Source organism: Pseudomonas sp. NY15181 (assembly GCF_048068055.1).
GTDB lineage: Bacteria > Pseudomonadota > Gammaproteobacteria > Pseudomonadales > Pseudomonadaceae > Pseudomonas.
On the sequence record NZ_JBLUPT010000011.1, the window covers coordinates 194,025 to 217,570 of the forward strand.

Annotated in this window: 19 protein-coding genes; 7 read left to right on the plus strand and 12 right to left on the minus strand. The window is 66.4% G+C overall.

Features of this window, described 5'->3' with window-relative positions:
- The first annotated feature begins 144 nt into the window (after nucleotides 1-144).
- A complete protein-coding gene (locus ACNFBT_RS23205; RefSeq protein WP_416753082.1) occupies nucleotides 145-2,787 on the plus strand; it encodes a LuxR C-terminal-related transcriptional regulator in 2,643 nt (880 codons plus the stop codon).
- A gap of 18 nt (nucleotides 2,788-2,805) precedes the next feature.
- Here ACNFBT_RS23205 and ACNFBT_RS23210 read toward each other — a convergent pair whose 3' ends face one another.
- Nucleotides 2,806-3,144 carry a hypothetical protein gene (locus ACNFBT_RS23210; RefSeq protein WP_416753083.1) on the minus strand — a complete coding sequence of 113 codons (339 nt, stop codon included), beginning with the start codon at nucleotides 3,142-3,144 and terminating at the stop codon, nucleotides 2,806-2,808.
- A 130-nt stretch (nucleotides 3,145-3,274) separates the two neighbouring features.
- Here ACNFBT_RS23210 and ACNFBT_RS23215 point away from each other — a divergent pair, with 130 nt between their 5' ends.
- Entirely contained in the window at nucleotides 3,275-4,048 is a 774-nt protein-coding gene (locus tag ACNFBT_RS23215) for an ABC transporter ATP-binding protein (protein ID WP_416753084.1), read from the plus strand.
- A gap of 155 nt (nucleotides 4,049-4,203) precedes the next feature.
- Here the strand turns inward: ACNFBT_RS23215 and ACNFBT_RS23220 are convergent, their stop codons facing one another.
- The 8 genes from ACNFBT_RS23220 to ACNFBT_RS23255 form a co-directional block, all read right to left on the minus strand.
- Nucleotides 4,204-4,509 carry a DUF971 domain-containing protein gene (locus ACNFBT_RS23220; RefSeq protein ID WP_416753085.1) on the minus strand — a complete coding sequence of 102 codons (306 nt, stop codon included), beginning with the start codon at nucleotides 4,507-4,509 and terminating at the stop codon, nucleotides 4,204-4,206.
- Nucleotides 4,506-5,477: a HEAT repeat domain-containing protein gene (locus ACNFBT_RS23225; RefSeq protein ID WP_416753086.1), complete on the minus strand. Its 972-nt coding sequence runs from the start codon at nucleotides 5,475-5,477 to the stop codon at nucleotides 4,506-4,508. Before ACNFBT_RS23225 ends, ACNFBT_RS23220 begins: the two co-directional genes overlap by 4 nt.
- On the minus strand, nucleotides 5,474-6,322 hold the full coding sequence (locus ACNFBT_RS23230) for an ABC transporter ATP-binding protein (RefSeq protein WP_416753087.1): 849 nt from the start codon (nucleotides 6,320-6,322) through the stop codon (nucleotides 5,474-5,476). The genes ACNFBT_RS23225 and ACNFBT_RS23230 overlap by 4 nt, the downstream gene beginning before the upstream one ends.
- On the minus strand, nucleotides 6,319-7,107 hold the full coding sequence (locus tag ACNFBT_RS23235) for an ABC transporter permease (protein ID WP_416753088.1): 789 nt from the start codon (nucleotides 7,105-7,107) through the stop codon (nucleotides 6,319-6,321). The genes ACNFBT_RS23230 and ACNFBT_RS23235 overlap by 4 nt, the downstream gene beginning before the upstream one ends.
- 47 nt (nucleotides 7,108-7,154) lie before the next feature.
- Nucleotides 7,155-8,561, minus strand: a complete 1,407-nt coding sequence (locus ACNFBT_RS23240; protein ID WP_416753089.1) for an ABC transporter substrate-binding protein — start codon at nucleotides 8,559-8,561, stop codon at nucleotides 7,155-7,157.
- 224 nt (nucleotides 8,562-8,785) lie between these two features.
- Complete coding sequence (locus ACNFBT_RS23245) at nucleotides 8,786-9,031, minus strand: 4Fe-4S dicluster domain-containing protein (RefSeq protein ID WP_081517023.1); 246 nt, start codon at nucleotides 9,029-9,031, stop codon at nucleotides 8,786-8,788.
- A 252-nt stretch (nucleotides 9,032-9,283) separates the two neighbouring features.
- The gene (locus ACNFBT_RS23250; protein WP_416753090.1) at nucleotides 9,284-11,035 is read right to left on the minus strand and encodes a fumarate reductase/succinate dehydrogenase flavoprotein subunit; all 1,752 of its coding nucleotides are present in this window, start codon (nucleotides 11,033-11,035) and stop codon (nucleotides 9,284-9,286) included.
- A complete protein-coding gene (locus ACNFBT_RS23255; protein ID WP_416753091.1) occupies nucleotides 11,032-11,781 on the minus strand; it encodes a GntR family transcriptional regulator in 750 nt (249 codons plus the stop codon). Before ACNFBT_RS23255 ends, ACNFBT_RS23250 begins: the two co-directional genes overlap by 4 nt.
- Nucleotides 11,782-12,196: 415 nt before the next feature.
- Here ACNFBT_RS23255 and mqo point away from each other — a divergent pair, with 415 nt between their 5' ends.
- Nucleotides 12,197-13,831 carry a malate dehydrogenase (quinone) gene (gene mqo / locus ACNFBT_RS23260; RefSeq protein ID WP_416753092.1) on the plus strand — a complete coding sequence of 545 codons (1,635 nt, stop codon included), beginning with the start codon at nucleotides 12,197-12,199 and terminating at the stop codon, nucleotides 13,829-13,831.
- Nucleotides 13,832-14,126: 295 nt separating this feature from the next.
- Nucleotides 14,127-15,038, plus strand: a complete 912-nt coding sequence (locus ACNFBT_RS23265; RefSeq protein ID WP_416753093.1) for a LysR substrate-binding domain-containing protein — start codon at nucleotides 14,127-14,129, stop codon at nucleotides 15,036-15,038.
- Between the two features lie 133 nt (nucleotides 15,039-15,171).
- On the opposite strand, the gene ACNFBT_RS23270 is transcribed toward ACNFBT_RS23265, so the two are convergent.
- On the minus strand, nucleotides 15,172-16,461 hold the full coding sequence (locus ACNFBT_RS23270; protein WP_416753094.1) for an OprD family porin: 1,290 nt from the start codon (nucleotides 16,459-16,461) through the stop codon (nucleotides 15,172-15,174).
- 56 nt (nucleotides 16,462-16,517) lie between these two features.
- Nucleotides 16,518-17,171 carry a hydrolase gene (locus ACNFBT_RS23275; protein ID WP_416753095.1) on the minus strand — a complete coding sequence of 218 codons (654 nt, stop codon included), beginning with the start codon at nucleotides 17,169-17,171 and terminating at the stop codon, nucleotides 16,518-16,520.
- A 244-nt stretch (nucleotides 17,172-17,415) separates the two neighbouring features.
- Here ACNFBT_RS23275 and ACNFBT_RS23280 point away from each other — a divergent pair, with 244 nt between their 5' ends.
- Nucleotides 17,416-18,372: a GlxA family transcriptional regulator gene (locus ACNFBT_RS23280; protein ID WP_416753096.1), complete on the plus strand. Its 957-nt coding sequence runs from the start codon at nucleotides 17,416-17,418 to the stop codon at nucleotides 18,370-18,372.
- Between the two features lie 159 nt (nucleotides 18,373-18,531).
- Nucleotides 18,532-19,905 carry an ATP-binding protein gene (locus tag ACNFBT_RS23285; protein ID WP_416753097.1) on the plus strand — a complete coding sequence of 458 codons (1,374 nt, stop codon included), beginning with the start codon at nucleotides 18,532-18,534 and terminating at the stop codon, nucleotides 19,903-19,905.
- Nucleotides 19,906-20,030: 125 nt separating this feature from the next.
- Here ACNFBT_RS23285 and ACNFBT_RS23290 read toward each other — a convergent pair whose 3' ends face one another.
- On the minus strand, nucleotides 20,031-20,426 hold the full coding sequence (locus ACNFBT_RS23290; RefSeq protein ID WP_416753098.1) for a helix-turn-helix domain-containing protein: 396 nt from the start codon (nucleotides 20,424-20,426) through the stop codon (nucleotides 20,031-20,033).
- Between the two features lie 293 nt (nucleotides 20,427-20,719).
- Between ACNFBT_RS23290 and ACNFBT_RS23295 the strand changes: the two genes are divergently transcribed.
- Complete coding sequence (locus ACNFBT_RS23295; RefSeq protein ID WP_416753099.1) at nucleotides 20,720-23,518, plus strand: ATP-binding protein; 2,799 nt, start codon at nucleotides 20,720-20,722, stop codon at nucleotides 23,516-23,518.
- Nucleotides 23,519-23,546: the final 28 nt, after the last annotated feature.

The window sequence follows — 23,546 nt, forward strand, 5'->3', positions numbered from 1 at the left end:
GCGGTGGTCCCGCTCCTGATGTGCCCGCGTGTTGTACCGATGCCCCGTATGGACAGTCCCGGTGCCCTTCATCACTATGCGGGGGCTGCTCCGTCCGTCCCGGCGGTCGGGACGAAGAACAATATCCAGATGACGGCCATATCCATGCTCAGTACCAAGTTTGCCCCGCCCCGGGTGAGCCCCGGCGCGGTGATCCGCGAGGATCTGCTCAGCCGACTGCAAGCCGCCGGCGAGAGCCGCCTGTTCCTGGTCATTGGCGGTGCCGGGTTCGGCAAGTCGACCCTGTTGGCGCAGTGGCGGCAGGAATTGGTCAAGGGCGGTGCCGCGGTCGCCTGGATGTCGGTGACGCCCGACGACGGGGAGGCCGAAACTTTCGTTGCCCATCTGGGCGGTGCCCTGCGCCATGCCGGGGTGGGCATCCCGGCGGAACCCGGAAGCGGCATCGACGGTGATCCGCATTTCATGCTGTCGCCGCTGATCAATGCGCTGCTGGAGTGGGGCGACGAGGTCTATCTGCTGCTCGATGATTTCCACCAGGCGGAAACGGCCTCGGTACTGCCCGTCGTCCAGGCGCTGATCGACCACGCCCCGGCCAACCTGCACCTGGTATTGGCCTCGCGGCGGGACCCACCCCTGTTGCTCGGGCGCTGGCGGGCCATGGGCGAGCTTTGCGAGATCGGCAGCGACGGGCTGAGCTTCGACCTCGCCGAGGCCCACGCCTTCCTCAAGGCCTACCTGGACCCGGCGATCGCCATGGACACCGCGCATCGCCTGCATGGCCAGGCGGACGGCTGGCCCATCGGCCTGCAACTGCTTTCCCTGTCGATGAAGGCCAATCCCCGGCGCAAGGAGCACGCCGTAACCCTGCAGCCCGGTGCGCCAGGGCTGTCGGAGTACCTTGCCGAGGACGTACTGGCGGGATTGCCCGCGGAGTTGCTGGGCTTTCTCCAGCAGATTTCCATTCTGCGCCGTTACAACCTCGACGTGGCCCGGTACGTCACCCAGTCCGAGGATGCCGAGCGGTTCATCCGCCACATCGAAGAGAGCAACCTCTTCGTGCAGGCGGTGGACATTCCCGGCGAGGCCCAGTGGTACCGTTTCCACCCGATGTTTCAGGAGTTCCTCGCGCAGCGCCTGCGCGCCTCCGGCGCCGACCTGGCCAGTCTGCACCAGCGCGCCTCGGCCTGGTTCGAGCAAGGCGGCCTGGTGGGTGACGCCATGCAGCATGCGCTGGCGATGGATGATCTGGACTACCTGGTGGCATTGCTGGAGCGGGTCCAGCCGCCGCAGAAGAACGTCAGCCACCTGGGCCAGTTCGTCCGCTGGCTGCAGCGCGTACCGCTGGAGCGGCTTGCCCGCCACCCGGCGTTGTTGCTGCTCGGGGCCTGGGGGGCGGTGATGACCGTGCGTACCGCCCAGGCCGAAGAATGGCTGGGGCGTTTCGAGGCGCTGCCCGATGCCGCGGCGAACCGGCACCAGGTGCTGCTCCTGCGGGCGGCCATGGCCACCCAGCGGGACGACGCAGCCCTGTGTGCGCAACTGCTGGCCCCAATTGCCGAAGCGCCGCTGAACAACGTCTTCCTCGAACAGGTACGCGCCAGCCTCTATGTGCCCGCCTTGAGCAGCCTGGGGCAGCACGCGGCAGCCCGGCGCTACCTGAACTCCACAGCCGCGCGAGCATCTCGCGGCAGCACCCACGAGATGGCACTCATCGGCGCGCTGTCCACCGCGCTCGTGGCGCTGTTCGAAGGGCAGCTGCTGGAGCTGGAGCAGATCGCCTCCGCCACGCTCGCCAAGGCCGAGCAGAGCCACGGCAGGCGCTCGGTCAGCGCCTGCCACTGCGCCGCGCTGCTGGCGTTTGCCTACTGCGAGTTCGGCCGTGACGAAGCCGCCCATGGGGCCCTGGCCAACCGGCTGGACATCCTGCATTTCTCGGTGCCGGAATACATGATCGTCGCGGCCCTGGCCCATGCACGCCTGCAGTCGCGAGCGGCGGCGATGGAGTACCTGCGCCAGCGCGAAGAGTATTTCCGCGAGCGCGAGTTGGACCGCTGTGCGGCGAACATGCTCGCCGAGCGCATTCGCCTGTTGCTGCTGGATGCCGACTGGCGTCGGGCCGAGGGCCCGCTGGTGGCCCTGGAGGATCTGCGCCAGGCCCATGTCACCACACCGCAGCACGCCGAAGTGAGCGTGCTGGCCGCCCTGGCCAAGGCCCGCCTGGTGCTGGCCAGGGGGCAGCCGGAACTGGCGATCCAGGTGCTGGACTCGATCCAGGGATTGATCCGCGAATACGCCCGGGGCGCCTGGACGGTAGCCAGTGCCGTCCTCCGCTGCCTGGCGCTGGATCATCTGGGGCGCGACGGCGAGGCGCTGGAATGCCTGCGTGAAGCGGTCCTGCAGGGTTACCGGATGGGCCTCTTACGCACCTTCCAGGACGAAGGCGAGCCGCTGCGCCGCCTGCTGGCGAAGCTGGGCGGCCTTGGCACGGAGGAGCTCGACCGCTACCTCGGTGCCTTGCTATCGGACTTCGCACCCGGTGCGCCGCTGGAGGCAGGTACAAGCCCGGAACGGGGCCCCCTGGTCATCGACGCGCCGATGCTCACGCCGCGCGAGCTGGAAATCCTCGTCTTGCTGGAGCAGTCGATGTCCAACAAGCGCATCGCCCTGGCGCTGAACCTGAGTCTGCAGACGGTGAAGTGGAATCTGCGCAACATCTTCGCCAAGCTGGGTGTCTCCAGCCGCTACGACGCCATTCTGTTCGCCCGGCGCAACGGTGGGGTGCGTTGAGCGCCGGCCCTCAGGGGCTCAGGCGGTCGCCAGCTTTATCATCCAGGTGATGATGCCCGCATTGACCGCGGTGAACACCAGCGCGATCAGGAAGACCGCGTCAGCAATGCGCATCATCATCCGGCCGCGCCGCGTGCGGTGAGCCCGCAGGCTCCAGTAGGAGCAGAAGGCGGAGACCAGGTAGAACATCATGTTCACGGTCACCAGGTCGTCGATGATCAGGTCCTTCTGGTGCAGGGTGATGATCACCTGGATGATCCCGATGACCGTCAGGCAGACCCCGACCATGGTGGCCGAGACGGAGAAGATGTGGACGCAGATGTCATCGTCCAGTGAGGGTGTTTCCGGATCGTTCATGGCGGGGTACCCCAGGGATGGGAGACTGGCGGGCCTCACGCTAGCCGCTACTTGTTAGGGAGCACTTAAGACAGGGTGGCACGGCTCGTGGTAGAACTGACGCCCCGCTGACCGTTGACGTATGAGCCGCATGATCGAGTTCAACAATGTAACCGCCTACCAGCAGCAGACCCGCGTGCTGGACGGGTTCTCCCTGCACATCGGCGAAGGCGAGAAAGTCGCCATCCTCGGGCCCAACGGCGCCGGCAAGAGCACGCTACTGAAGCTGATCAGCCGCGAACTCTACCCGGTGGATCGGGAAGGCAGCTCGCTGAGCCTGTTCGGCCTGCAGAACGTCACCCTCTGGGACCTGCGCAGCCGCATCGGCTTCGTCTCCCAGGACCTGCAGGAGGACTACACGCCCTTCACCCAGGCGCTGGACGTGGTGATCTCCGGCTTCTTCGGTGCCATCGGCAGCCACGGCCACCTGCAGCCATCGCCGGAGCAGGTCGAGAAGGCCCGCGCACTGCTCGCCACTGTGGAGATGGAGGGCTTCGCCGACCGCATGTTCCAACGCCTGTCCACTGGCCAGAAGCGTCGCCTGTTGCTGGCCCGCGCGCTGGTCCACGAACCTCGCGCGCTGATCCTCGACGAGCCGGCCAACGGCCTGGACATGGGCGCCAGCCTGCAGATGCTCAAGCTGCTGCGGCGCTTCTGTGGTGCGGAGCACGCGATGATCATCACTACCCACCACATCGACGAGATCATCCCGGAGATCGAGCGCGTGGTGCTGATCGCCCAGGGCAAGGTGGTGGCGGACGGGCCAAAGGCCGAGATTCTCACCAGCGAATACCTTTCTTCGCTGTACCACGTGCCGTTGAAGGTCACCGAACAGGATGGCTGGTACCGCTGCTGGCATGCCTGATGGCGAGCCAGGTGTAGGGCGTATAACGTTCGACGTTATACGCCGTTTGACCTTGATACCCGGGCGCTCCGGTGTTGGCACGGGGCGCTTCGAGCCTGCCCGGCGCTGCTCATGCGTGCGGTGAATCGGCGTACAACCGCGAACGGTTGTACGCCCTACGCGGATGAGGCCGACGTTGAAGTTCCCGCCAGACCGCGCAGGTACTCCCACGGATAGATGCCCCGGTCGTGGCCATCGTCGAACACCAGTTGCACACCGTAGCCTTGCAAGTTGATGGCCCGTAAAGCCACGGACGCCGACACCAGGTCGATGCGCCCCCGCAGCCGCGCCGCACGGCACTGCGAGCAGGGGCAGGCACCACGCAGGCGGGCGAAGGCGATGCACTGTTCGACACCGTCGTCCCAGCGGATGCGCAGTTCGCCGTCGGCGCGGGCGCGATGTAGTGCGACGGGGGTGTTCATGCCGATTGTCCCAATTGCGCCAGGGCGATACGCACGGCCTTGCGGACTTCCGGGTCACCGTCGTTCTCGGCGTTGCGTAGCGCGTCAATGGCATCGGCACTGCCCAGTTCGCCCAGAGCCAGCGCGGCCTCCTTGCGCAGGTTGCTGATGCCGTGGCCGAGCACGACCTTCAGGCCTTCCAGCGCCGGCAGGTAGCGCAGTTTGCCCAGCGAGCGGGCAGCGCGCAGGCGCACCTGCCAGAAGTCGTCTTCCAGTGCGTTCACCAAGGCTTCGCCGGCTTCCGGCAGGGCCAGTTTGCCGAGGGTTCCGGCGGCTTCTTCGCGCACCTGCCAGGCGGGATCGGCCAGCGCGGATTGCAGCGCCGGCAACACGCTGGCGTCGATCGCCAGGCCCAGTGCGCCGGCAGCGGCGCGGCGCACTTCGGCGTCCGGATCGTCGCGGGTCAGGCGGGCTAGGTGCGGCAACGCATCGGTGCGCTTGAGCCAGCCGAGGATGCCCACGGCTTCGCGGCGTACGCCGGCGTCATTGTCTTCCAGTGCGTTGAGTGCGGGCCCGGCGGCATCTTCCAGACGCAGTTCGCGCAAGGCGCGCAGCGCGCTTCGGCGGACGAATATGTCGGCATGAGTCGCCCACGGCAGCAGGCGCACGCCGGCCTCCGCAGTCTTCAGTTCGCTCAGACTCTGGGCGGCGGCCTCGCGCACGTCGTTGTCGCTGTCGGCGAGGGCCTGACAGAGGGCGTCCACCACTTCCGGTTCTTCCCAGGCTTCCAGCAGGCGCGCGGCTTCGGCGCGGACGCTGGCGGCGTCGTCATGGTTAAGGACGTGGGCGAGCCAGGGCAGGCCGTCGGGTTCTTCCAGATCGGCCAGTTCGATCAGGGCGATGCGGCGCACGCCGGCGTCGGCGGCTTGCAGGCGCGGTTGCAGGTCGAGGATGTCGGGGTTGTCGGTGCTCACATTGAAGGTAGTCATATGGCGAATCGCGGTATCCGTTGTGGAGTGGGCAGGCCCAGTGGCGTCAGGCGTGGCAGCTGGCGGCCGTCTTCGTGGCGCAGCAGTTCCAGGCAGTGGCGTTTGAGCCGGGAGAATTCAGGCGTGGTGAGCAGGTCGGCGTGGCGAGGGCGCGGGAAGTCGAGGCGGATGTCTTCGAGGATGCGCCCCGGTCGCGGGCTCATCACCAGGATGCGGTCGGCGAGGAACAGCGCCTCGTCGATGTCGTGGGTGATGAACAGCACGCTGGTACGCAGGCGCGTCCAGATATCCAGCAGCAGCTCCTGCATCATCATCCGCGTCTGCGCGTCGAGGGCGCCGAAGGGTTCGTCCATCAGCAGCAGGCGCGGCTGGTTGATCAGCACGCGGGCGATTTCCACGCGCTGCTGCATGCCGCCGGAGAGCTGCGACGGCCAGCGCCCGGCGAAGCCGTTCAGGCCCACCAGTTGGAGCATTTCGTCCGCCAGGCGATGGCGCTCGGCGCGCTGCACGCCGCGCATCTTCAGGCCGAAGGCGACATTGTCGCGCACCCGCCGCCAGGGCAGCAGGGTGTGGTGCTGGAACACCATGCCGCGCTCCGGCGAGGGGCCGGCGACGGCGAGGCCGTCCACTTCCAGCTGGCCGGCACTGGGCGTCAGGTGCCCAGCCAGTACGCCCAACAGAGTGGACTTGCCGCAGCCGGAGGGGCCGAGCACGCAGACGAATTCGCCCGGCTCGATGGAAAAACTCAGTGATTGCACGGCCTCGAAGGCGTCGCGGCCGCTGCCCAGATGGATCGACAGGCCGTCGACGCGCACGCGTCCCGGAGCGCTGGCGGGCAGGGTCATGGCTTGCCTCCGGCCTGGCGCTGCCAGGGTGTGACCAGATCGCCGAGCTGGCGCACCAGCAGGCTGCTGGCCATGCCGAGCACGCCGATCAGCAGCATGCCGACGACGATGTCGGGGTAGTTCTGCAAGGTGTAGGACTCCCAGGTGTAGTAGCCGATGCCCCATTGCCCGGAGATCATCTCGGCGGTCACCAGGCAGAACCACGAGGTGCCCATGCCGATGGCAAGGCCCGTGATGATGCTCGGCGTCGCGCTCGGCAATACCACTTCGCGCAGCAGCGCCAGACGGCCCGCGCCCAGGCTGCGGGCGGAGGCGAGCAGTCGGGGGTCGACCGCCTCCACGCCGTGGATGGTGTTGAGCAGGATGGGGAACAGCGCGCCGGTGAAGGTGATGAAAATCATCGACAACTCGGAGCTGGGGAACATCAGGATCGCCAGCGGAATCCACGCCACCGCGGGGATCGGTCGCAGCACTTCCAGCGGCGGCAGCAGGCTGTCGCGGGCCCAGCGGCCACGGCCGATGATCAGTCCCAGGAGGATGCCGGCGACGGAAGCCAGCAGGTAACCGGCGATCACCCGCAGCAGGCTGCTGCCCAGGTGGCGGCCGAGCTTGCTCGATTGCGCGAGGTTCCAGCCGGCTTCCAGCACGTCACGCGGGCCGGGCACGTTGGCGAAGGTCACTACGCCGAGGCTCACGTGGCGCGCGCTGAGCACCTGCCAGAGCGCCAGGCAGACCAGCAGCGAGGCCAGGCGCAGGCTCCAACGGGAGAGTGTGTTGAGGTTCATCGTCGTTCTCCATCGAGTCCCGGCGCACGGGGCGCCGGGACTTCACCTCAGCGGCTGGCGACCGCCTGCTGGCTGGCACCGGCGAAATCAGCGACTTCACCGCCGTGCTGGCGGGCGAAAGCGTCGGCCTGCTCGCGCAGCAGGAAGGCATCCAGCGCGCCGTCCTTGCCTCGGACGAACCAGGCCTGACCGGCGAGCAGCTTGATGCCGCTGTCGCTGGCCTGGGCGTATACCGCGCGGATGTCCTTGCCCTGTTGCTTGAGTTCGGCGAGCTGGCCCAGCGCTTCCTTGGCGGACGCGTAGCTGCGCACTTTCGGCTCGCCACGCACCCAGATCTGCGCAACCTTGCGGGTATCGCTGATCGGCTTGTTGGTCAGCGCGTCATTGCCCAGCAGCGGCTGCTGCGCGTAGTTCTTCAGCGCCTGCTCGTAGTCGGCGCCGGACGCCTTGAAGGCGGCACGGAGGTAGCGGTCATCGACGAACTGCTCGACGTTCAGCCCGCGGTCGGCTTTTTTCAGCAGCTTCAGGGTGTCGATGGCGGTGGCCACGGCCTGGCGGTATTCCGGCTTCCAGGTCAGGTCGCGGGTCTGCAGGCCGAGCGGGCCGTGGAACAGGTAGTTCACCTCGGCGGGAATGCCGGCGACCTTCTCGATCAGCTCGCTGTACTTCTCCGGGTCTTTCGCCAGCAGCTGGTTGGCCTCGTAGGTGGCGCGCAGGTAGGCCTCGACGATTTCCGGATGCTTCTGCGCGTAGTCGGCTTCCACCAGCGCACCGTGGAAGGTCGGTGCCTTGGCTTGCGAGCCGTCGTAGATCTTGCGGGCGATGCCACGGCTTTCGAACAGTTCGGCGAAGGGCACGAAGTCGGCGTGGGCGGCGATCTTGTTGGCCTGCAGGGCGGAGCCGGCGACTTCCGGCGGCTGCGCGATGATGGTGACGTCTTTCTCCGGGTCCCAGCCTTGCGCGGCGATGGCGCGCAGCAGCAGGCCGTGGGCGGTGGAGGCGAAGGGCACGGAGATGGTCTGGCCCTTGAGTTCGGCCAGCGATTGCACCTTGGAGGATGCGGGTACGACGATGCCGTTGCCGCTGCCTTCGATACTGCCCGAGAGCACGCTGATGAACAGGCTGCGCTTGCCGGCGGCCTCGTGGGCGACGCCGTTGAGCGAGCCGGGGAAGTCGGCCATGGCGCCGAAGTCGAGCTTGCCGGCGAGCATCTCGTTGGTCAGCGGCGCGCCGCTGGTGAAGTTCTTCCACTGGATGTCGTACTGCGCATCCTTGTAAGCGCCGTCGTGGGGCAGGTGCTTGTCGAGCAGGCCGAGTTCACGGATCAAGAGGCCGCCGGCGGCGCAGTTGATGGTGGTGTCCTGGGTGCCGATGGCGACGCGGATGGTTTCGCCGTGGGCGGTGATGCTGGCGATGGCGAGCGCAAGGCCAGCCAGGGTGGTGCGCAAGGTCATGGGTGTTCCCCTCGAATCATGAGTGTTGGAATCGTCTCCGCCGCAGGCCGTGCGGTGGGAAACGAGGGGCGGTGTGTCAGGCGTCCGGCGGTGTGGCCGGATGGCGTTTCTTATGGGGTCTTCGGGCTCTTCGTAGGAGCGAGGGGGGGGCGCCCAGCTCTTGCTCGCGAACAGCCCCGCTGCAGGTGTTGGTTCGCGAGCAAGCTCGCTCCTACAGGTTCGGTTCAGCGCAGCAGGTAGGGGATCTCGACCTTCACCGCACCGGTCGGGCAGTCCTTCTCGCAGGGCATGCAGTACCAGCATTCGTCGAAGGCCATGTAGGCCTTCTGGGTGGCGGGGTTGATCGCCAGCAGGTCCATCGGGCAGACCTCGACGCAGACGGTGCAGCCCTTGTCGGCGATGCACTTGTCCTCGTCCACCGTCACCGGGGCGCTGGAGCGGAAGAAGATTTCCTGGGGTTGGTAGGCCATTGCACGCGGTCCTCATTGTGTTGCTTGCCGGTCTTGGTGCCGGTGGTCTGGTGGTTCTGTTCGGTGTTCCTGGGATGCTTATGGTGCTCGGGCCTTCCCTCACCCTAACCCTCTCCCAGAGGGAGAGGGGACTGTCCTGAGCGGGTAGGAACCCAGTGCACACCGGTTGACTCCGTTGTTGCCAAACACGCCGAACGGCTCCCTCTCCCCTTGGGAGAGGGCTGGGGTGAGGGGCTCTTCAACGGGAAAAGATCAAGCCGCCTCGCTCTTAACCCGCAGCCGCTCATAGGCCTGCTGCTCGTCCTGATCCAGCGCGATCACATAGGGCTCGATGTGTTTCTTGAAGCTGGTCATCTCGCCGTCCTCGCCCTTCTTCAGATGGGCATGGCAGAACCACTCGGCGTCGTTGCGCAGCGGATAGTCCACGCGGTGGTGGTACAGGCCCCAGCGGCTCTCGGTGCGGAACAGCGAGGCGCGCGCGGCCATTTCGGCGCAGTCGCGGATCACGCTGACTTCCATGGCGCGCATCAGCTCGTGGGGGTTGTTGGCCTTGAGCTGGTCGAGGTCGCGGGCGATCTCGGCGAAGCGCTGCAGACCGATCTCCATCTTCTTCGTCACCTTGGGCGGCTGCAGGTAGTCGTTGACCATCCGCCGCAGCTTGTACTCGACCTGCGCCGGCGGCAGGCCATGCTCGCGCTTGAGCGGGGCGAAGACGCGCTCGCGCTCGCGCTCCACCTGGGCGGCATCGACCTCGCTGAACTCGCGGCCGGCCACGTACTGCGCAGCGTTGGCCCCGGCGAACCAGCCGTAGGTGAAGGCGCCGAGCATGTAGTTGTGCGGCACGGCGGCCATGTCGCCGGCCGAGTACAGTCCCTTCACGCTGGTCTCGGCCTTCTCGTTGACCCAGACCCCCGAGGCCGAATGGCCGGAGCAGAAGCCGATCTCGGAGATGTGCATTTCCACCATCTGCTGGCGGTAGTCGGTGCCGCGATTGGCGTGGAACTGACCACGGCTGGGGCGCTCGTTGCTGTGGAGGATTTCCTCGATGGTGTGGATGGTTTCCTCGGCCAGGTGGTCCAGCTTGAGGAATACCGGGCCATTGCCGCCTTCGAGCTCCTGGTGGAACTCCCACATCATCTGGCCGCTCCAGTAGTCGCACTCGATGAAGCGCTCGCCCTTGCTGTTGGCGGTGTAGCCGCCCAGCGGGCCGGTGACGTAGGCGCAGGCCGGGCCGTTGTAGTCCTTGATCAGCGGGTTGATCTGGAAGCACTCCAGGTTCGAGAGTTCCGCGCCCGCGTGGTACGCCATGGCGTAGCCGTCGCCGGCATTGGTGGGGTTCTCGTAGGTGCCCATCAGGTAGCCGGAAGAGGGCAGGCCCAGGCGCCCGGCGGCACCGCAGGCGAGGACCACGGCCTTGGCGCGGATCACCTGGAACTGCGCGGTGCGGCAGTCGAAGCCGAGCAGGCCGTTGACCGCGCCGTCCGCGTCGGTGAGCAGGCGGGTGGCCACCAGGCGGTTGGTGATCTCGATGCGAGCGCGCTTGAGCTGGCGGTACAGCACCTTCTTGATGTCGTGGCCTTCGGGCATGGGCAGCACGTAGGCGCCCATGTGGTGGACCTTCTTCACCGCGTAGTCGCCGACTTCGTCCTTCTCGAACTTCACGCCCCAGCGGTCCAGCTGCTGCAGGGTCTCGAAGCTGTGGGTGGCGTAGGCGTAGACCGCCGCCTGGTTGACGATGCCGTCGTTGGCGACGGTGATTTCCTTGGTGTACTGCTCGGGTGTGGCGTGGCCGGGAATGATGGCGTTGTTCAGGCCGTCCATGCCCATGCTGATGGCGCCGCTGCGCTTGACGTTGGCCTTGTCCACCAGCAGCACGCGCAGCTCGCGGTTGGCTTCCTTGGCCTTGATCGCGGCCATCGGGCCTGCGGTGCCGCCGCCGATCACCACGATGTCGTAGGCGAGTTCCCTGTCCTCGGGAACCTGGGAGAGGTCGAACTGGCTCATTGATGCTGTCCCTTGTGACGGTCGATACGCAGGCGGTACTGGAAGGCATCGCCGCGGTAATAGAGGTGTTCGTAGTCCAGCGGCGCGCCGTCGGCGGTGTGGGTCAGGCGCTCGATGCGCATCACCGGCGAGCCTTCTTCCACCTCCAGGGCGCCGGCCAGTTCGGCGTCGGCGAGGATGGCGTCGATGGCGAGATCGGCGTGGCCCAGGGGCAGGGCGCAGTCGTTCTCCAGGATCAGAAAGATGTCGCGGCTGACCAGGTCGGCCTTTTCCAGGCGTAAGCCGACCGCTTCGGGCAGCCAGGTGATTTCCAGCGACACCAGCTCGCGGTTGACCAGGCGGGCACGCTTGATCTGCACCACGTTCTCGCCCTCGGCCACCTGCAGGCGCGCGGCGACCTGGGCGTTTGCCGGCACTGTCTTGAAGCTGCGCAGGCGGTTGATCACCTCGTAGCCGTGCTGGCTCATGGATTCGCCAAGGCCCTGCAGGGTGCTGACGTTCTGGAAGGCCTTGGGCTTGGCGACGAAGGTGCCCTTGCCGTGGATCTTGAAGATCAGCCCTTCCTTCTGCAGGTCGCCCAGCGCCTGGCGCACGGTGATGCGGCTGACGTCGAAGGCCTTGCCCAGCTCGGCCTCGGAAGGCATCCGGCTGAGCGGCGGGTAGGTGCCATCGAGGATGCGGGTACGCAGCAGCTCCTTGAGCTGGCTGTAGAGCGGAACGGGGGAGAGTGGGAATAGTTCGGCCATAGCTCATAACTTGTTATGACGAGTTGGGTGACTATAGATCGAATAACCGCGAGAGATGAAGGAACCAATTTGCATATGGTTATGCGGTGGAGTCGGAGCGAACGCCCGTTCGTCCCGCACGGCCGATAGTTGACCGCAACGGTTGGTGAAGCCGCATCGTTTCTATAGAATGCGCAAACGTTTCAGCAGACCATGCATCCCTCCCACAACAAAAGCCAAAGCCGAAGGCTTTGCGTGTCTCTCTGCGCAGGACGTGTCTCCCACTCCATCGAACCGGTCCCAGAACCAGCGGAGCAGGGAACTGAGCCCTGATTCCATCCCGTCGTACTGTCGCCCTGGCTTCCCACGAGCCCAGGGCCTTCACGCTGCATGACGCCGGTGGGACAGGCCAAGCCCTAACGACGAGATTCATCGAATGATCAAGAAAGTGAGCGGGGCACTGCTGGGCCTCGCCCTGGCAGTGAATTGCGCGCCGGCCTTCGCGGCCGAATCCAAGAAGGTCGATGTGCTGCTGATTGGCGGCGGCATCATGAGCACCACCCTGGGCGTCTGGCTTAACGAGCTGGAGCCGGGCTGGTCGATGGAGATGGTCGAGCGCCTGGACGGCGTCGCCCTGGAAAGCTCCAACGGCTGGAACAACGCCGGCACCGGCCACTCCGCGCTGGCCGAGCTGAACTACACGCCGGAAGACAAGGACGGCAAGGTCAGCATCGCCAAGGCCATCGAGATCAACGAATCCTTCCAGATTTCCCGCCAGTTCTGGGCCTGGCAGGTGAAAAACGGCGTGCTGAAGAACCCCCGTTCCTTCATCAACTCTACGCCGCACATGAGCTTCGTCTGGGGCGACGACAACGTCGCCTTCCTGAAGAAGCGCCATGAAGCGCTGCAGGCGAGCCCGCTGTTCCGTGGCATGCAGTACTCCGAGGACCCGGCGCAGATCGCCAAGTGGGTGCCGCTGATGATGCAGGGCCGCGACCCCGCGCAGAAGGTCGCCGCCACCTGGTCGCCGCTGGGCACCGACGTCAACTTCGGCGAGATCACCCGCCAGTTCGCCGGCTACCTGCAGAGCAAGCCCAACTTCGCGATGAAGCTGTCCAGCGAGGTGGAGAACATCACCCGCAACGACGACGGCACCTGGCGCGTCGAGTACAAGAACCTGAAGGACGGCAGCGTTACCGAGACCGACGCCAGGTTCGTCTTCATCGGTGCCGGCGGCGGCGCGCTGCGCCTGCTGCAGAAGTCCGGCATCGAAGAGGCCAAGGACTACGCCGGCTTCCCGGTGGGCGGCTCGTTCCTGGTCACCGAGAATCCGACCGTCGCCCAGCAGCACCTGGCCAAGGCTTACGGCAAGGCGTCGGTCGGCGCACCGCCCATGTCTGTGCCGCACCTGGATACCCGCGTGCTCGACGGCAAGCGCGTGATCCTGTTCGGGCCGTTCGCCACCTTCTCCACCAAGTTCCTGAAGGAAGGCTCCTACCTGGACCTGCTGGCCAGCACCAACGTGCACAACGTCTGGCCGATGACCCGAGTGGGCATCGACGAGTACCCGCTGGTGGAATACCTCGCCGGCCAGCTGATGCTCTCCGACGAGGACCGCCTTGCCGCGCTGCGCGAATACTTCCCCGAAGCCAAGGCCGAAGACTGGCGTCTGTGGCAGGCCGGCCAGCGTGTGCAGATCATCAAGCGTGACGCCGACAAGGGCGGCGTGCTGAAACTCGGCACCGAGATCGTCGCCTCCGCCGACGGCAGCATCGCCGGCCTGCTGGGCGCCTCGCCAGGCGCCTCCACCGCCGCGCCGATCATGCTCAGCGTGCTGGAGAAGGTGTTCAAGGACAAACTGGCCACTCCGGAGTGGCAGGCCAAGGTCCACCAGATCGTCCCGAGCTACGGCACCAGGCTGAACGACAGCCCGGAGAAGACCCAGCAGGAGTGGGCCTACACCAGCGAAGTCCTGCAACTGGACCCGCCGCCGGCCATCGATCCGGCACCCGCCGCGCAGCCCGCCGCTGCCGCACCGGCCGACAAGGCCGCCAACGACATGGCGCTCTGAGTCGACCCCATGAAAAAAGCCCCGCGAGCGGGGCTTTTTTTCAGCCGGCGCACGTCTCCAGGCGCGCCGGCCGCGGGTGCCGAGCGACCAGGACCAGCAGGATGCCACGGCCCAGGTGGGCCAGCACCGCTGCTTCCCTGGCATGAAACCAATGCAGCAAGTGGATTGCCTTGTAAGGAGTCCTTCCCGTGCGGCAGGGCGTGGCCTTGAGCACAGCCATACAAGAAGAACGCGGCGGTTCATGATCGACTGTGGCGGCGACCGTCACAGACCCCACAGCCCCGAGCGACGAACCATGAACCGAAACGACCTGCGCCGCCTGGATATGAATCTGCTGGTGATCTTCGAATCCCTGATGCTGGAGCGGAACCTCACCCGCGTCGGCGAAAAGCTGTTCATCACCCAGTCCACCGTCAGCGCCGCCCTGGCGCGCCTGCGCGACCTGTTCGACGACCCGCTGCTGGTGCGCGCCGGCCGCGCCATGGAGCCCACCAGCCGGGCGCTGCACATCTTCGAGGAGCTGCGCCCGGCGATGGACGTGATCTCCGCCGCCGTCAGCCGCGCCAGGAGCTTCGATCCGCAAAGCAGCTGCAATATCTTCCGCCTGGGGCTCTCGGACGACGCGGAATTCGGATTGTTCCCCCGGCTGCTCGCGCGCCTGCAGCAGGAGGCGCCGAACATCACCGTGGTGGTGCGCCGCGCCAACTTCCTGCTGATGCCGGCGCTGCTGTCCTCCGGCGAGATCACCACAGGCGTCAGCTACACCACCGACCTGCCGGCCAACGCCAAGCGCCGCAAGCTGCGCGATATCGGCGTGAAGGTATTGCGCGGCGACGACCGGGACGGCCCGCTGACCCTGGACGAATATTGCTCGCGGCCGCACCTGATGGTGTCCTTCTCCGGCGACCTCAACGGCGCCATCGACCTCGACCTGGAGCGCATCGGCCGCCGTCGCCGCGTGGTGCTCGCCGTGCCGCAGTTCGGCAGCCTGCGCGCACTGCTGCGCAACACGGAGATGATCGCCACCGTGCCGGACTACGCCGCCTGCGCCCTGGTCGAAGACAGCTGCCTGCGCGCCGAAGATCCGCCACTGGAAATCAAGCCGGCGGAACTCTCCCTGGTGTGGGGGGCGGCCCACGACAACGACCCGGCCGAGCGCTGGCTGCGTGAGCGGATGGTCGAATACATGAGCACGCCGCTGCCCTGAGCCCAGCGCTGTATTGCTTTTCGTAGGAGCGAGCTTGCTCGCGAATCAGCTTGCCGATAGTGCCGGTGCCGGGGGGTTCGCGAGCAAGCGCGCTCCTACAGTTCCCGGCGGGCCAGCGGCGCCTTGCTGATACTCAGAACACGCCCTTGAGCGGGTACTCGACGATCACATAGAGGCGGTCGATATCCGCGCCGCCCTGGGCCTCGTTGGCCCGGTGCGAGACCTGCGCGAAGCTCAGCGCCAGGTCTTTGGCCGGGCCGGACTGCACCACGTAGTGCAGGTTGAGGTCGCGCTCCCAGTGGCGTCCGTCGGAACCGTACTGCCCGGCATAGGCGCCATCGGCCGGCGCATGGCTGCCGTCGATGCCGCTGCCGCGTACGTAGCGGGTCATGACGTTCAGGCCGGGTACGCCGAAAACACCCAGGTCGAGGTCGTAGCGCGCCTGCCATGAATGCTCTCCGGGGCCGTTGAAGTCGGCGTACTTGACGGAGTTGGCGAGGTAGATGGAGTCGCCGCCGACGAAGTCGAAGGGCGTGTCGCCCTCGATCTTCTGGTACGCCAGGCTCAGCGCGTGGCTGCCCAGGGTGACCTTGCCCAGCAGGCTCCAGGCCAGGGTGTCGATCGCGCCGGCGCGGGCGCCGCCGGTGTCGCGGGTCTTGTACAGGTTGGCGTCCACCGACCAGCGGCCGAAATGGCTATTGAGGTTGGCATAGGCCTGGCGCCAGGTCTCGTCCAGCTGGCTGGCATAGAGGGCGCCGCCCCAGTTTTCCCCCGCGTCGCTCCAGGTCGCACCGGCCAGGCTCAGGCCGCCGAAGCGGGTGCTCGCGCCGTAGCCTTCGAACTCTCCATGAGCGGAGCTGGAGTCCTGGTTCTTGAATGCGGTGAAGCGACCAGCCTGCAGGCGCAGGCCCGGCTGAGACTTGTCGTCGAGGAGCCAGCCGGTGGCGTATTCGGGTTGCAGGCGCTTGTCGCCGGTGTCGAACACCGGGGTTGCCACGTCCATCTCGCCCCAGGCGAGGGTGGTGTGTTCGTGCGCCAGACGCAGGGCGCCGCCGCCATCGGAATAGTCGCTTTCGCTGCTGCCGTCGCTGTCCAACGGCAGCAGACCGGTGCCGGCGTGGCCGCGTCCACCGTCGAGTTTGAGGCCGAGGAAACCGTGCAGGTCGACGCCCAGGCCGAGGGTGCCCGGCGTCAGGTCGCTGCTGAAGTTGCCGATGAAGCCCTGCGCCCACTCGCGGCGCAGGCTCTGGCCATTCGGGCCGGGGCTGCGGAAGTCGTTGTCCAGCAGGTAGTTGCGCGACAGCAGTGACCAGTCGGCGGCGTGGGCATGGGGGCAGGGGAGTGCCAGGGTGCAGGGAAGCAGGGCGGCGGCAGCGCGCAGGAACGGCAGCGCCCCGGTATGGATACGGGCCTTCGGGGACATGGGGGCTACCACGAAAAAGAGGGAAGGGAGCGGCAGCGCCGCTCCCTCGCGTGGGCTCAGTGGCCTTCGCTGGCGTTGAACATGGTCTTGGCGTAGATCAGGCCCAGGCCATAGGCGCCGCCGTGCTCGATGGAGGTCTTCACGGTCTGGTCGTAGGTTTCGCCGCGAGCCCAGTCGCGTTGCAGTTCGAGCAGGTATTGCAGGGAGGTCATCGGGCGGGCGCCGAGTTGGATCATGCGTTGCATGGCCATCTCGTGGGCCTCGGTGGACACGTCGCCACAGGCGTCGGCGATCACGTAGACCTCGAAGCCCTGGTCAAGGGCCGACAGCGCCGGGCCGACGATGCACACGGAAGTCCAGAGGCCGGCGAGGACGATCTTCTGCTTGCCGAACTTGTTCACCTCCACGGCGATGCGCGGGTCTTCCCAGGTGTTCATGCTGGTGCGGTCGATGATGTTGTGCCCGGGGAAGACCGACTTGATCTCGTCGAAGATCGGGCCGGAGAAGCTCTTCTCGGCGACGGTGGTGAGGATGGTGGAAACGCCGAATTCCTTCGCCGCCTTGGATACCAGGGCGGCGTTGTTGCGCAGGGTCACCGCGTCGATGGACTTGGTCGCGAAGGACATCTGCGACTGGTGGTCGATCATGATCAGCGTGTGGTCGATGGGGCTGAGCAGGGTCTTGCCGGGAACGGCGGAAGCGATAGCCATGGGTAGGTCTCCTGGGACGGTGGCGCGCCGGCTGGCGCAGAAGGGCGCGCCGGCCGGTGGCCGGCGCGATGGGGTCACTATCACCGGAGAGGCGGAGGGATTATTGGACTGATGTGCTCGGCACAGACGCGTTGTGTGCATCGCAGGTAAGATGGCTGTTTTGTGTAGCTTGTTACGCAGAACAGCCATTCGGCGCTGCGATCTTGTGATGGTGTAAGGGTGGTTGGAATTGGACGGTAGTGCGATGAAAACAGTGGTGATGGTGCTTTACAGCGATGTGCTGATGCTCGATGTTTCGGGGCCGATGGAGGTGTTTTCCATCGCCAATCGCTTCCTCGCACCGGAACGTCAATACCGCCTGTTGACCGTCGCCGAGAGCCGCGAGCCGGTTCGCAGCTCCTGCGGTGTGAGGATGCTCGCCGACCTGCCCCTGGATGAGCTGCACGCTGAGGTCGACCTGCTGCTTGTGCCCGGCGGCCCCGGTGCCTACAACTCCCCGCAACCGGCACTGAGTGCCTGGCTGCCAAAGGCGGCGGGGCGCGCGCGGCGCCACGGGGCGATCTGCACGGGTGCTTTCCTGTTGGGCGATGCCGGCCTGCTCGACGGCTACCGTTGCACCACCCACTGGAACTACCAGGAACGCCTGGCGCAGCGCTTCCCCTGTGCGCAGGTGGAAGCCGAGCGGATCTACGTGGTGGATCGCAACCTGGTCACCACCGGCGGCATCACCGCCGGCATCGACATGGCCCTGGCGGTGCTCGGCGAGGACCATGGCAAGGAACTGGCGCTGGAGGTGGCCAAGGTGCTGCTGGTGGTGATGAAGCGCCAGGGCGGCCAGACGCCCTTTGCACCGCTGCTGGCCACGGTGATGCGCGATGGCTCGGCGATCGCGCGGGTGCAGGCCTACGTGGCCGATCACATCGAGGAGGCGTATACCATCAAGCGCATGGCCGAGCTGGCGGCGATGAGCCCCCGCAACTTCTCCCGCGCCTTCCAGCGCGAAGTGAAGATGACGCCCATGCAGTACCTGCAGAATGCCCGCATCGAGCACGCGCGGCGATTGCTGGAAAGGACCGACCTGCCATTGAAGGTGGTGGCCTGCCGCAGCGGATTCGGCAGCGCCCGGCATCTGCGCGCGGCGTTCAGTGAGCGCATCGGCATGACGCCCAGCCAGTATCGCCAGCAGTTTGGCGCTGCTTGACCGTCCGATGTAGCCTTCTTGGCCGTCTCCTTCCCCCTGGCCGAATTGCACCGTCATCGGGAGAACGGAAAATAGAGCCATCGACAGACAGGAGCCGCCACCCCGACTTGCCCGGACACCTCGTACTAGAGGGGTCCGTGCAGTCAGGCGCGAGATGACATGAGCGCAACTACGCAGATCGGCACAGAAACGGTCTTACAGTTCGGCCGCTTCCAACTGCACCCCTACAAACGTCAGCTGCTGCAGGGCGACCGCCCGGTGCGCATCGGCAGCCGCGCCCTGGACATCCTCCTGGTACTGGTGGCGCAGCCCGGCGAGATCATCGCCAAGGAGACCATCATCGCCCGCGTCTGGGGCTCCACCGTGGTCGAGGAAATCAACCTGCGGGTGCACATCGCCGCGCTGCGTCGCGCCCTGGGCGAGGGCCACACGGGCGAACGCTACATCGCCAACGTGCCGCTGCGTGGTTACGGCTTCGTCGGCGTGGTGGAGACGCTGCAGGCGCAGCCGAGCCGGGTCGCGCCTGTCGGCAATCTGCCTGTGCTGCTGGTGGGGCTGGTGGGACGCATGCGCCTGGCCCAGCACCTGATTGAACAGATGCCGGGCACCCGCCTGCTGACCCTGGTGGGGCCGGGCGGAATAGGCAAGACCTCGCTGGCGATCCAGGCCTGCGAGTCACTGCAATCGCAGTACGCCGGAATCCTGTTCCTCGACCTGTCGCCGGTTGCCACTCCAGAGGCGCTGGCCCGCTTGCTCGCCACCGAACTCGACGTGGCCGGCGAGGGGCGGTGGCTGCTGGTGTTGGACAACTGCGAGCACCTGGCCTGCGCCTGCGCCCAGCAGGTCGAGCGGTTATTGCGCCAGTACCCGGCACTCGGCGTGCTGGCCACCAGCCGCGAACCGCTGCGCGCCGAGGGTGAACACGTACTGCGACTGCCGCCGCTGGAAGTGCCCGCCGACGACGAGGTGTCGCTGATGGGGGCGATGTGCTGTTCGGCCGTGCAACTCTTCGTGCAGCGCGCGCGCGATGTGCATGGCCGCCTGGGGCTGAACCCGGTCCAGGTGCGCGCGATAGTCGAAGTCTGCCGGCGTCTGGACGGCATCCCGCTGGCCATCGAGATGGCCGCCCGGCAGATCGATACCCTGGGCCTGGCCGGGCTGCCGAAGTTGCTCGACAGCGGCTTCCTTCTGCATATGCCCGGCCGCCGCACCGCCCCTGCGCGGCAACGCAGCCTAGGCGCCATATATGACTGGAGCTTTGACCTGCTCAGCGACACGGAACAGGATTGCCTGCGCCTGCTCGCGCGACTGGGTGGCAGCTTCACCGCGGAAGCGGCCGTGAGCGCGTTGGTGGACACCCGCCTGTGCCGCGAACGCATCCTGGCGGCGCTCTGCCAGTTGGTCGACAAGTCGTTGCTGCTGGTGGAGGAGGGGGAGTACGGCGTGCGCTACCGGATGCTCCATACGGTTCGCGCCTATGCGCTCGAAGGGCACTCCGGCGGCTGGCCTGACCACGCCAGCCCGGCGGCGTGACGCAGGGCCCGGTCGAGCAGGTTCCAGGTAATTTTCGCGCAGCGGGTATCGGGAATTGTCCCGTCACCGCTGATGTGGGCGAGCGTTGCCGGCAGTCCTTCGCCTATCGCCCGATGGCGCGGCTATCAAGCGGCGTCGGGGGAGCAGGCCCGTGCATGGTGTATCCAGCCTTTGGGAGAAATGCCCGTCAGCCGGTTGAACACGCGGCAAAAATGCGCCTGGTCGTAGAAGCCGCATTCCAGCCCGATTTCCGCCAGCGGCCGATCGGCTTCGGTCAGCAGGCGCTTGGCCTTTTCCACCCGCTGCAGCCTAACCCACTCCTGCGGCGAGTGGCCGGTGCTGACCTTGAACTTGCGCGAGAAATCGCTTCTGGACAGTGCGCAGGCGTCCGCCAGCCAAGTGACGGTGATGCCACTCTCCAGGTGCGAGAGGATGAGTTTCAATGCGTGTTCTTCCTGCCGGCCGGAAAGCTTGCGGGGCTCGGCGGGCCTGGTGGGTCGCTCGATACTCTGGTTCGGCATGGGGTTTCTCGCTGGTCAAGACGTATCGCTATCTTTCGCAGGGAGGGGCGGAGTGGCCAGTTAAGGCCGGTTAAAGCTCATTAAGCGGCGCTTGCCTGGGCCCATGAACGTTGTGATGGCGCGGCCGTCATACAGTACGAACGCGGCCCGGGGTTGTTAATTTTTATGAAGAGCCCTCGGCAGCTCACCCTTTTTGCAATAAAACGAAGACGGCGGCTCTGCGGAGTTGCGTTCCAGGCCTCTCGCCAGAAAGAGGCCGGCACCCAGCCTGCGTGCAGGACGTGTTGGTAACGATGAGAAAAGAACAACTGATACCGGTCGAGTCCGCGTTGTGCTTCGGCCCCTATGTGGTCTATCCCGCGTCGCGCTCGATCCTGGACAGTGGCCGACCGCTGCGTTTGGGGCAGCGCGCCTTCGACCTGCTTCTCGTGCTGTTGGAAAATGCCGGCGAGGTCGTCGCCAAGCGCGATCTGATGGCCAGGGCCTGGCCCGGGCTGGCGGTCGACGAGGGCAACCTTCGCGTGCACATGGCCGCCTTGCGGAAGGCACTGGGAGATGGCCAGGAAGGGCGCCGCTACATAGTGACCGTGGCGCTGCGGGGCTACAGCTTCGTCGCGCCGATCAGCCAGGTCGGCAGCATCCCGCCGATGGCCAGCATGGACCCCTCGGGCCAGCACAACCTGCCCGCGCGGCGCAGCCGCCTGGTGGGCAGGGAACAGGAGGTCGCGCATATCATCAGCCAGTTGCAGAGTTGCCGCTGCGTCTGTGTGGTGGGCAGCGGGGGAATCGGCAAGACCAGTGTCGCCCTGTTGGTGGCTGAGCAACTGATCGGCCGCTATCGCGATGGCATCCGCATGCTCGACCTCACGCTGCTTCAGGATGCTGGGCCGCTCGCCAGCACCGTCGCCGCGCTGCTGGGCATACCCGGGCAAGCCGGTAGTTCGCTTGAGACGCTCTGCAGCCAGCTCGGCGCGCGCCAGATGCTTCTGCTGATCGACAACTGCGAGCACCTGGTCGGGGCGGCGGCGCACCTTATCGAGTGCCTGGCGTGCTCCGCTCCGGGGATTCACGTGCTTGCCACCAGCCGGGAGGCGTTGCGTACCGCGCACGAGCGCGTCTATCGATTGCCGCCGCTGGCCAACCCGCCGATGCAGGTCACCGAGGTTGCCGAGGCGCTCGCTTATCCGGCGCTCGCATTGCTGGTCGAGCGGGTCAGGAACATCGACGAAAGCTTCGAGCCCGGTGCGGCAGAGCTGCCGCGCCTGGTCGATATCTGCCATCGACTGGATGGCATGCCGCTGGCGATCGAACTGGCCGCGGGCCAGATCGCCGGCGAACGGGACATCGGTGTGACGCTGCTTGGCGGCGGGGACTACCTGGACTATCCCATCGGCGCCCTGGGCAACCATCCACGACACCGGCACTTGCGTGCAGTGTTCGACTGGAGCTACGCGCTGCTATCCGCCGAGGAGAGGGCCAGCCTGCGTCGCCTGGGGGTGTTTCGCGGCAGCTTCTCCCTGGAATCCGCCACGACGCTGCTCGGCCACCCGGGCGATTCGGGGGCCAGCTGCCTGATGATTCTGCAGTTGACGATGAAGTCGCTGATCAGCGTCGAGGTCAGCGATGACGAGTGCGCTTACCGCCTGCTCGAGCCGGCCCGGCTGTATGCCCTGGAAAAGCTGAGCGAGGCGGGTGAGCTCCATGAGACCCGCGTCAGGCACCTCGGGATCTGCATGGCGCGCATGAAACAAGCGCAGCTCGAATGGGAGAGTCTGCCAACCAGCCGCTGGCTGGAGCGATACGCCAGGTGGCTGGGTGACCTGCGCTCGGCGTTGAAATGGGGACTGGATGCCGGGGTGAGCCACCCCTTGGCCATTCGCCTGACGGCCTGCTCGGCGCCGATCTGGCAGGAGATGTCTCTCCTGCACGAGTTTGGCTCCTATGTGGTCCGTGCCCTCCGACTGCTTACCGCGGCTTTCGATGCTGAAAGCGACGAGGCGCTGCAACTGGCGACGCAGTTGCAACTGGCGCTGGGCAACTGTTCCTACCACGGTCAGATCGCTTCCGCGCAAGCCATCGGGGCCTTCCAGAGCGCCAGGGCGCTCGCGGAGAGAGGCGGTGACCTGGGCGCGATGCTGCATGCCATTTCGGGCCAGGTCGCGGCCAACCTGCGCTCCGGACTGTACTTGCATACCCTGGCGCTGAGCGAAGAGTTCGAGCAGTTGGCCCAGGGCCGTGGTGAAGAGCTGGCGGTCAGCTCGCAACGCCTCAAGGTCCTCGCCCTCCATTACTCGGGGATGCAGGAGCAGGCTCATCGCCTGGCTGAAACGGTGCTGGAGACACTCGAGCGCGAAAACCGTCCGAACCGCTTCGCGCTCTGCATGGGTGTGCAATACGAGCAGCGGGTGGCATCGCTCACCGTCCTGGCGCGTATCCTCTGGCTGCGCGGCTACCCGGAACAGGCCGAACAGCGAGTGCAGCAGGCCCTGGACCTGGCCTGCCAGCTGGAGCACACCCCATCGATAGCCTATTCGTTGGCCACCGCCGGCTGCGTGATCCCCTACTACAACGGCGACTACGAGAAGGCTTCCCGCCGACTGCAACTCCTGTTCGACTCCTCCTCGCGCCACTCCATCCCATTGTTCAGCGACTGGGCGCAGCACTATGCCGGGGTGATGCACTGCGAAGAGCTGCCCGAGCCAACGCTGCCGGCCAGTGGGTTGGTGAGGGATATCGTCATGACTCTCGGAGGGGTGGCGGCGTGCGAGGGCCCGCCAGTATCGATCAGGAGCAGCATCGGCGCCACTGGATGGTGTGCCCCGGAGATGCTTCGACTTGAGGCTTGCCAACTGCTTGAGGCGGATGCGCAGGCGGCCGAGGCACTGTTGTCCCGGTCGCTTGAGCTGGCGCGCAGAGGCGGTGCGCTTGCCTGGGAGCTTCGCAGCGCGATCACCCTGGCCGAGGCATGGCGTGACCGGGGGCAGGGGCAGGCGGCGATGGCGCTGCTGGACCCCGTCTACCGTCGCTATGAAGAAGGCCTGGGGACGCCCGACCTCATGGCCGCGCGCGCGTGCCTGGAGACGCTGCGCTGAGGATGGAAGCCGGCCCTCCGTAAGCCAC

Coding starts and splice junctions, on each gene's coding strand:
- ACNFBT_RS23205 (WP_416753082.1), top strand. CDS start 145: ATGCTCAGTACCAAGTTTGCCCCGCCCCGGGTGAGCCCCGGCGCGGTG.
- ACNFBT_RS23210 (WP_416753083.1), bottom strand. CDS start 3,144: ATGAACGATCCGGAAACACCCTCACTGGACGATGACATCTGCGTCCAC.
- ACNFBT_RS23215 (WP_416753084.1), top strand. CDS start 3,275: ATGATCGAGTTCAACAATGTAACCGCCTACCAGCAGCAGACCCGCGTG.
- ACNFBT_RS23220 (WP_416753085.1), bottom strand. CDS start 4,509: ATGAACACCCCCGTCGCACTACATCGCGCCCGCGCCGACGGCGAACTG.
- ACNFBT_RS23225 (WP_416753086.1), bottom strand. CDS start 5,477: ATGACTACCTTCAATGTGAGCACCGACAACCCCGACATCCTCGACCTG.
- ACNFBT_RS23230 (WP_416753087.1), bottom strand. CDS start 6,322: ATGACCCTGCCCGCCAGCGCTCCGGGACGCGTGCGCGTCGACGGCCTG.
- ACNFBT_RS23235 (WP_416753088.1), bottom strand. CDS start 7,107: ATGAACCTCAACACACTCTCCCGTTGGAGCCTGCGCCTGGCCTCGCTG.
- ACNFBT_RS23240 (WP_416753089.1), bottom strand. CDS start 8,561: ATGACCTTGCGCACCACCCTGGCTGGCCTTGCGCTCGCCATCGCCAGC.
- ACNFBT_RS23245 (WP_081517023.1), bottom strand. CDS start 9,031: ATGGCCTACCAACCCCAGGAAATCTTCTTCCGCTCCAGCGCCCCGGTG.
- ACNFBT_RS23250 (WP_416753090.1), bottom strand. CDS start 11,035: ATGAGCCAGTTCGACCTCTCCCAGGTTCCCGAGGACAGGGAACTCGCC.
- ACNFBT_RS23255 (WP_416753091.1), bottom strand. CDS start 11,781: ATGGCCGAACTATTCCCACTCTCCCCCGTTCCGCTCTACAGCCAGCTC.
- mqo (WP_416753092.1), top strand. CDS start 12,197: ATGATCAAGAAAGTGAGCGGGGCACTGCTGGGCCTCGCCCTGGCAGTG.
- ACNFBT_RS23265 (WP_416753093.1), top strand. CDS start 14,127: ATGAACCGAAACGACCTGCGCCGCCTGGATATGAATCTGCTGGTGATC.
- ACNFBT_RS23270 (WP_416753094.1), bottom strand. CDS start 16,461: ATGTCCCCGAAGGCCCGTATCCATACCGGGGCGCTGCCGTTCCTGCGC.
- ACNFBT_RS23275 (WP_416753095.1), bottom strand. CDS start 17,171: ATGGCTATCGCTTCCGCCGTTCCCGGCAAGACCCTGCTCAGCCCCATC.
- ACNFBT_RS23280 (WP_416753096.1), top strand. CDS start 17,416: ATGAAAACAGTGGTGATGGTGCTTTACAGCGATGTGCTGATGCTCGAT.
- ACNFBT_RS23285 (WP_416753097.1), top strand. CDS start 18,532: ATGAGCGCAACTACGCAGATCGGCACAGAAACGGTCTTACAGTTCGGC.
- ACNFBT_RS23290 (WP_416753098.1), bottom strand. CDS start 20,426: ATGCCGAACCAGAGTATCGAGCGACCCACCAGGCCCGCCGAGCCCCGC.
- ACNFBT_RS23295 (WP_416753099.1), top strand. CDS start 20,720: ATGAGAAAAGAACAACTGATACCGGTCGAGTCCGCGTTGTGCTTCGGC.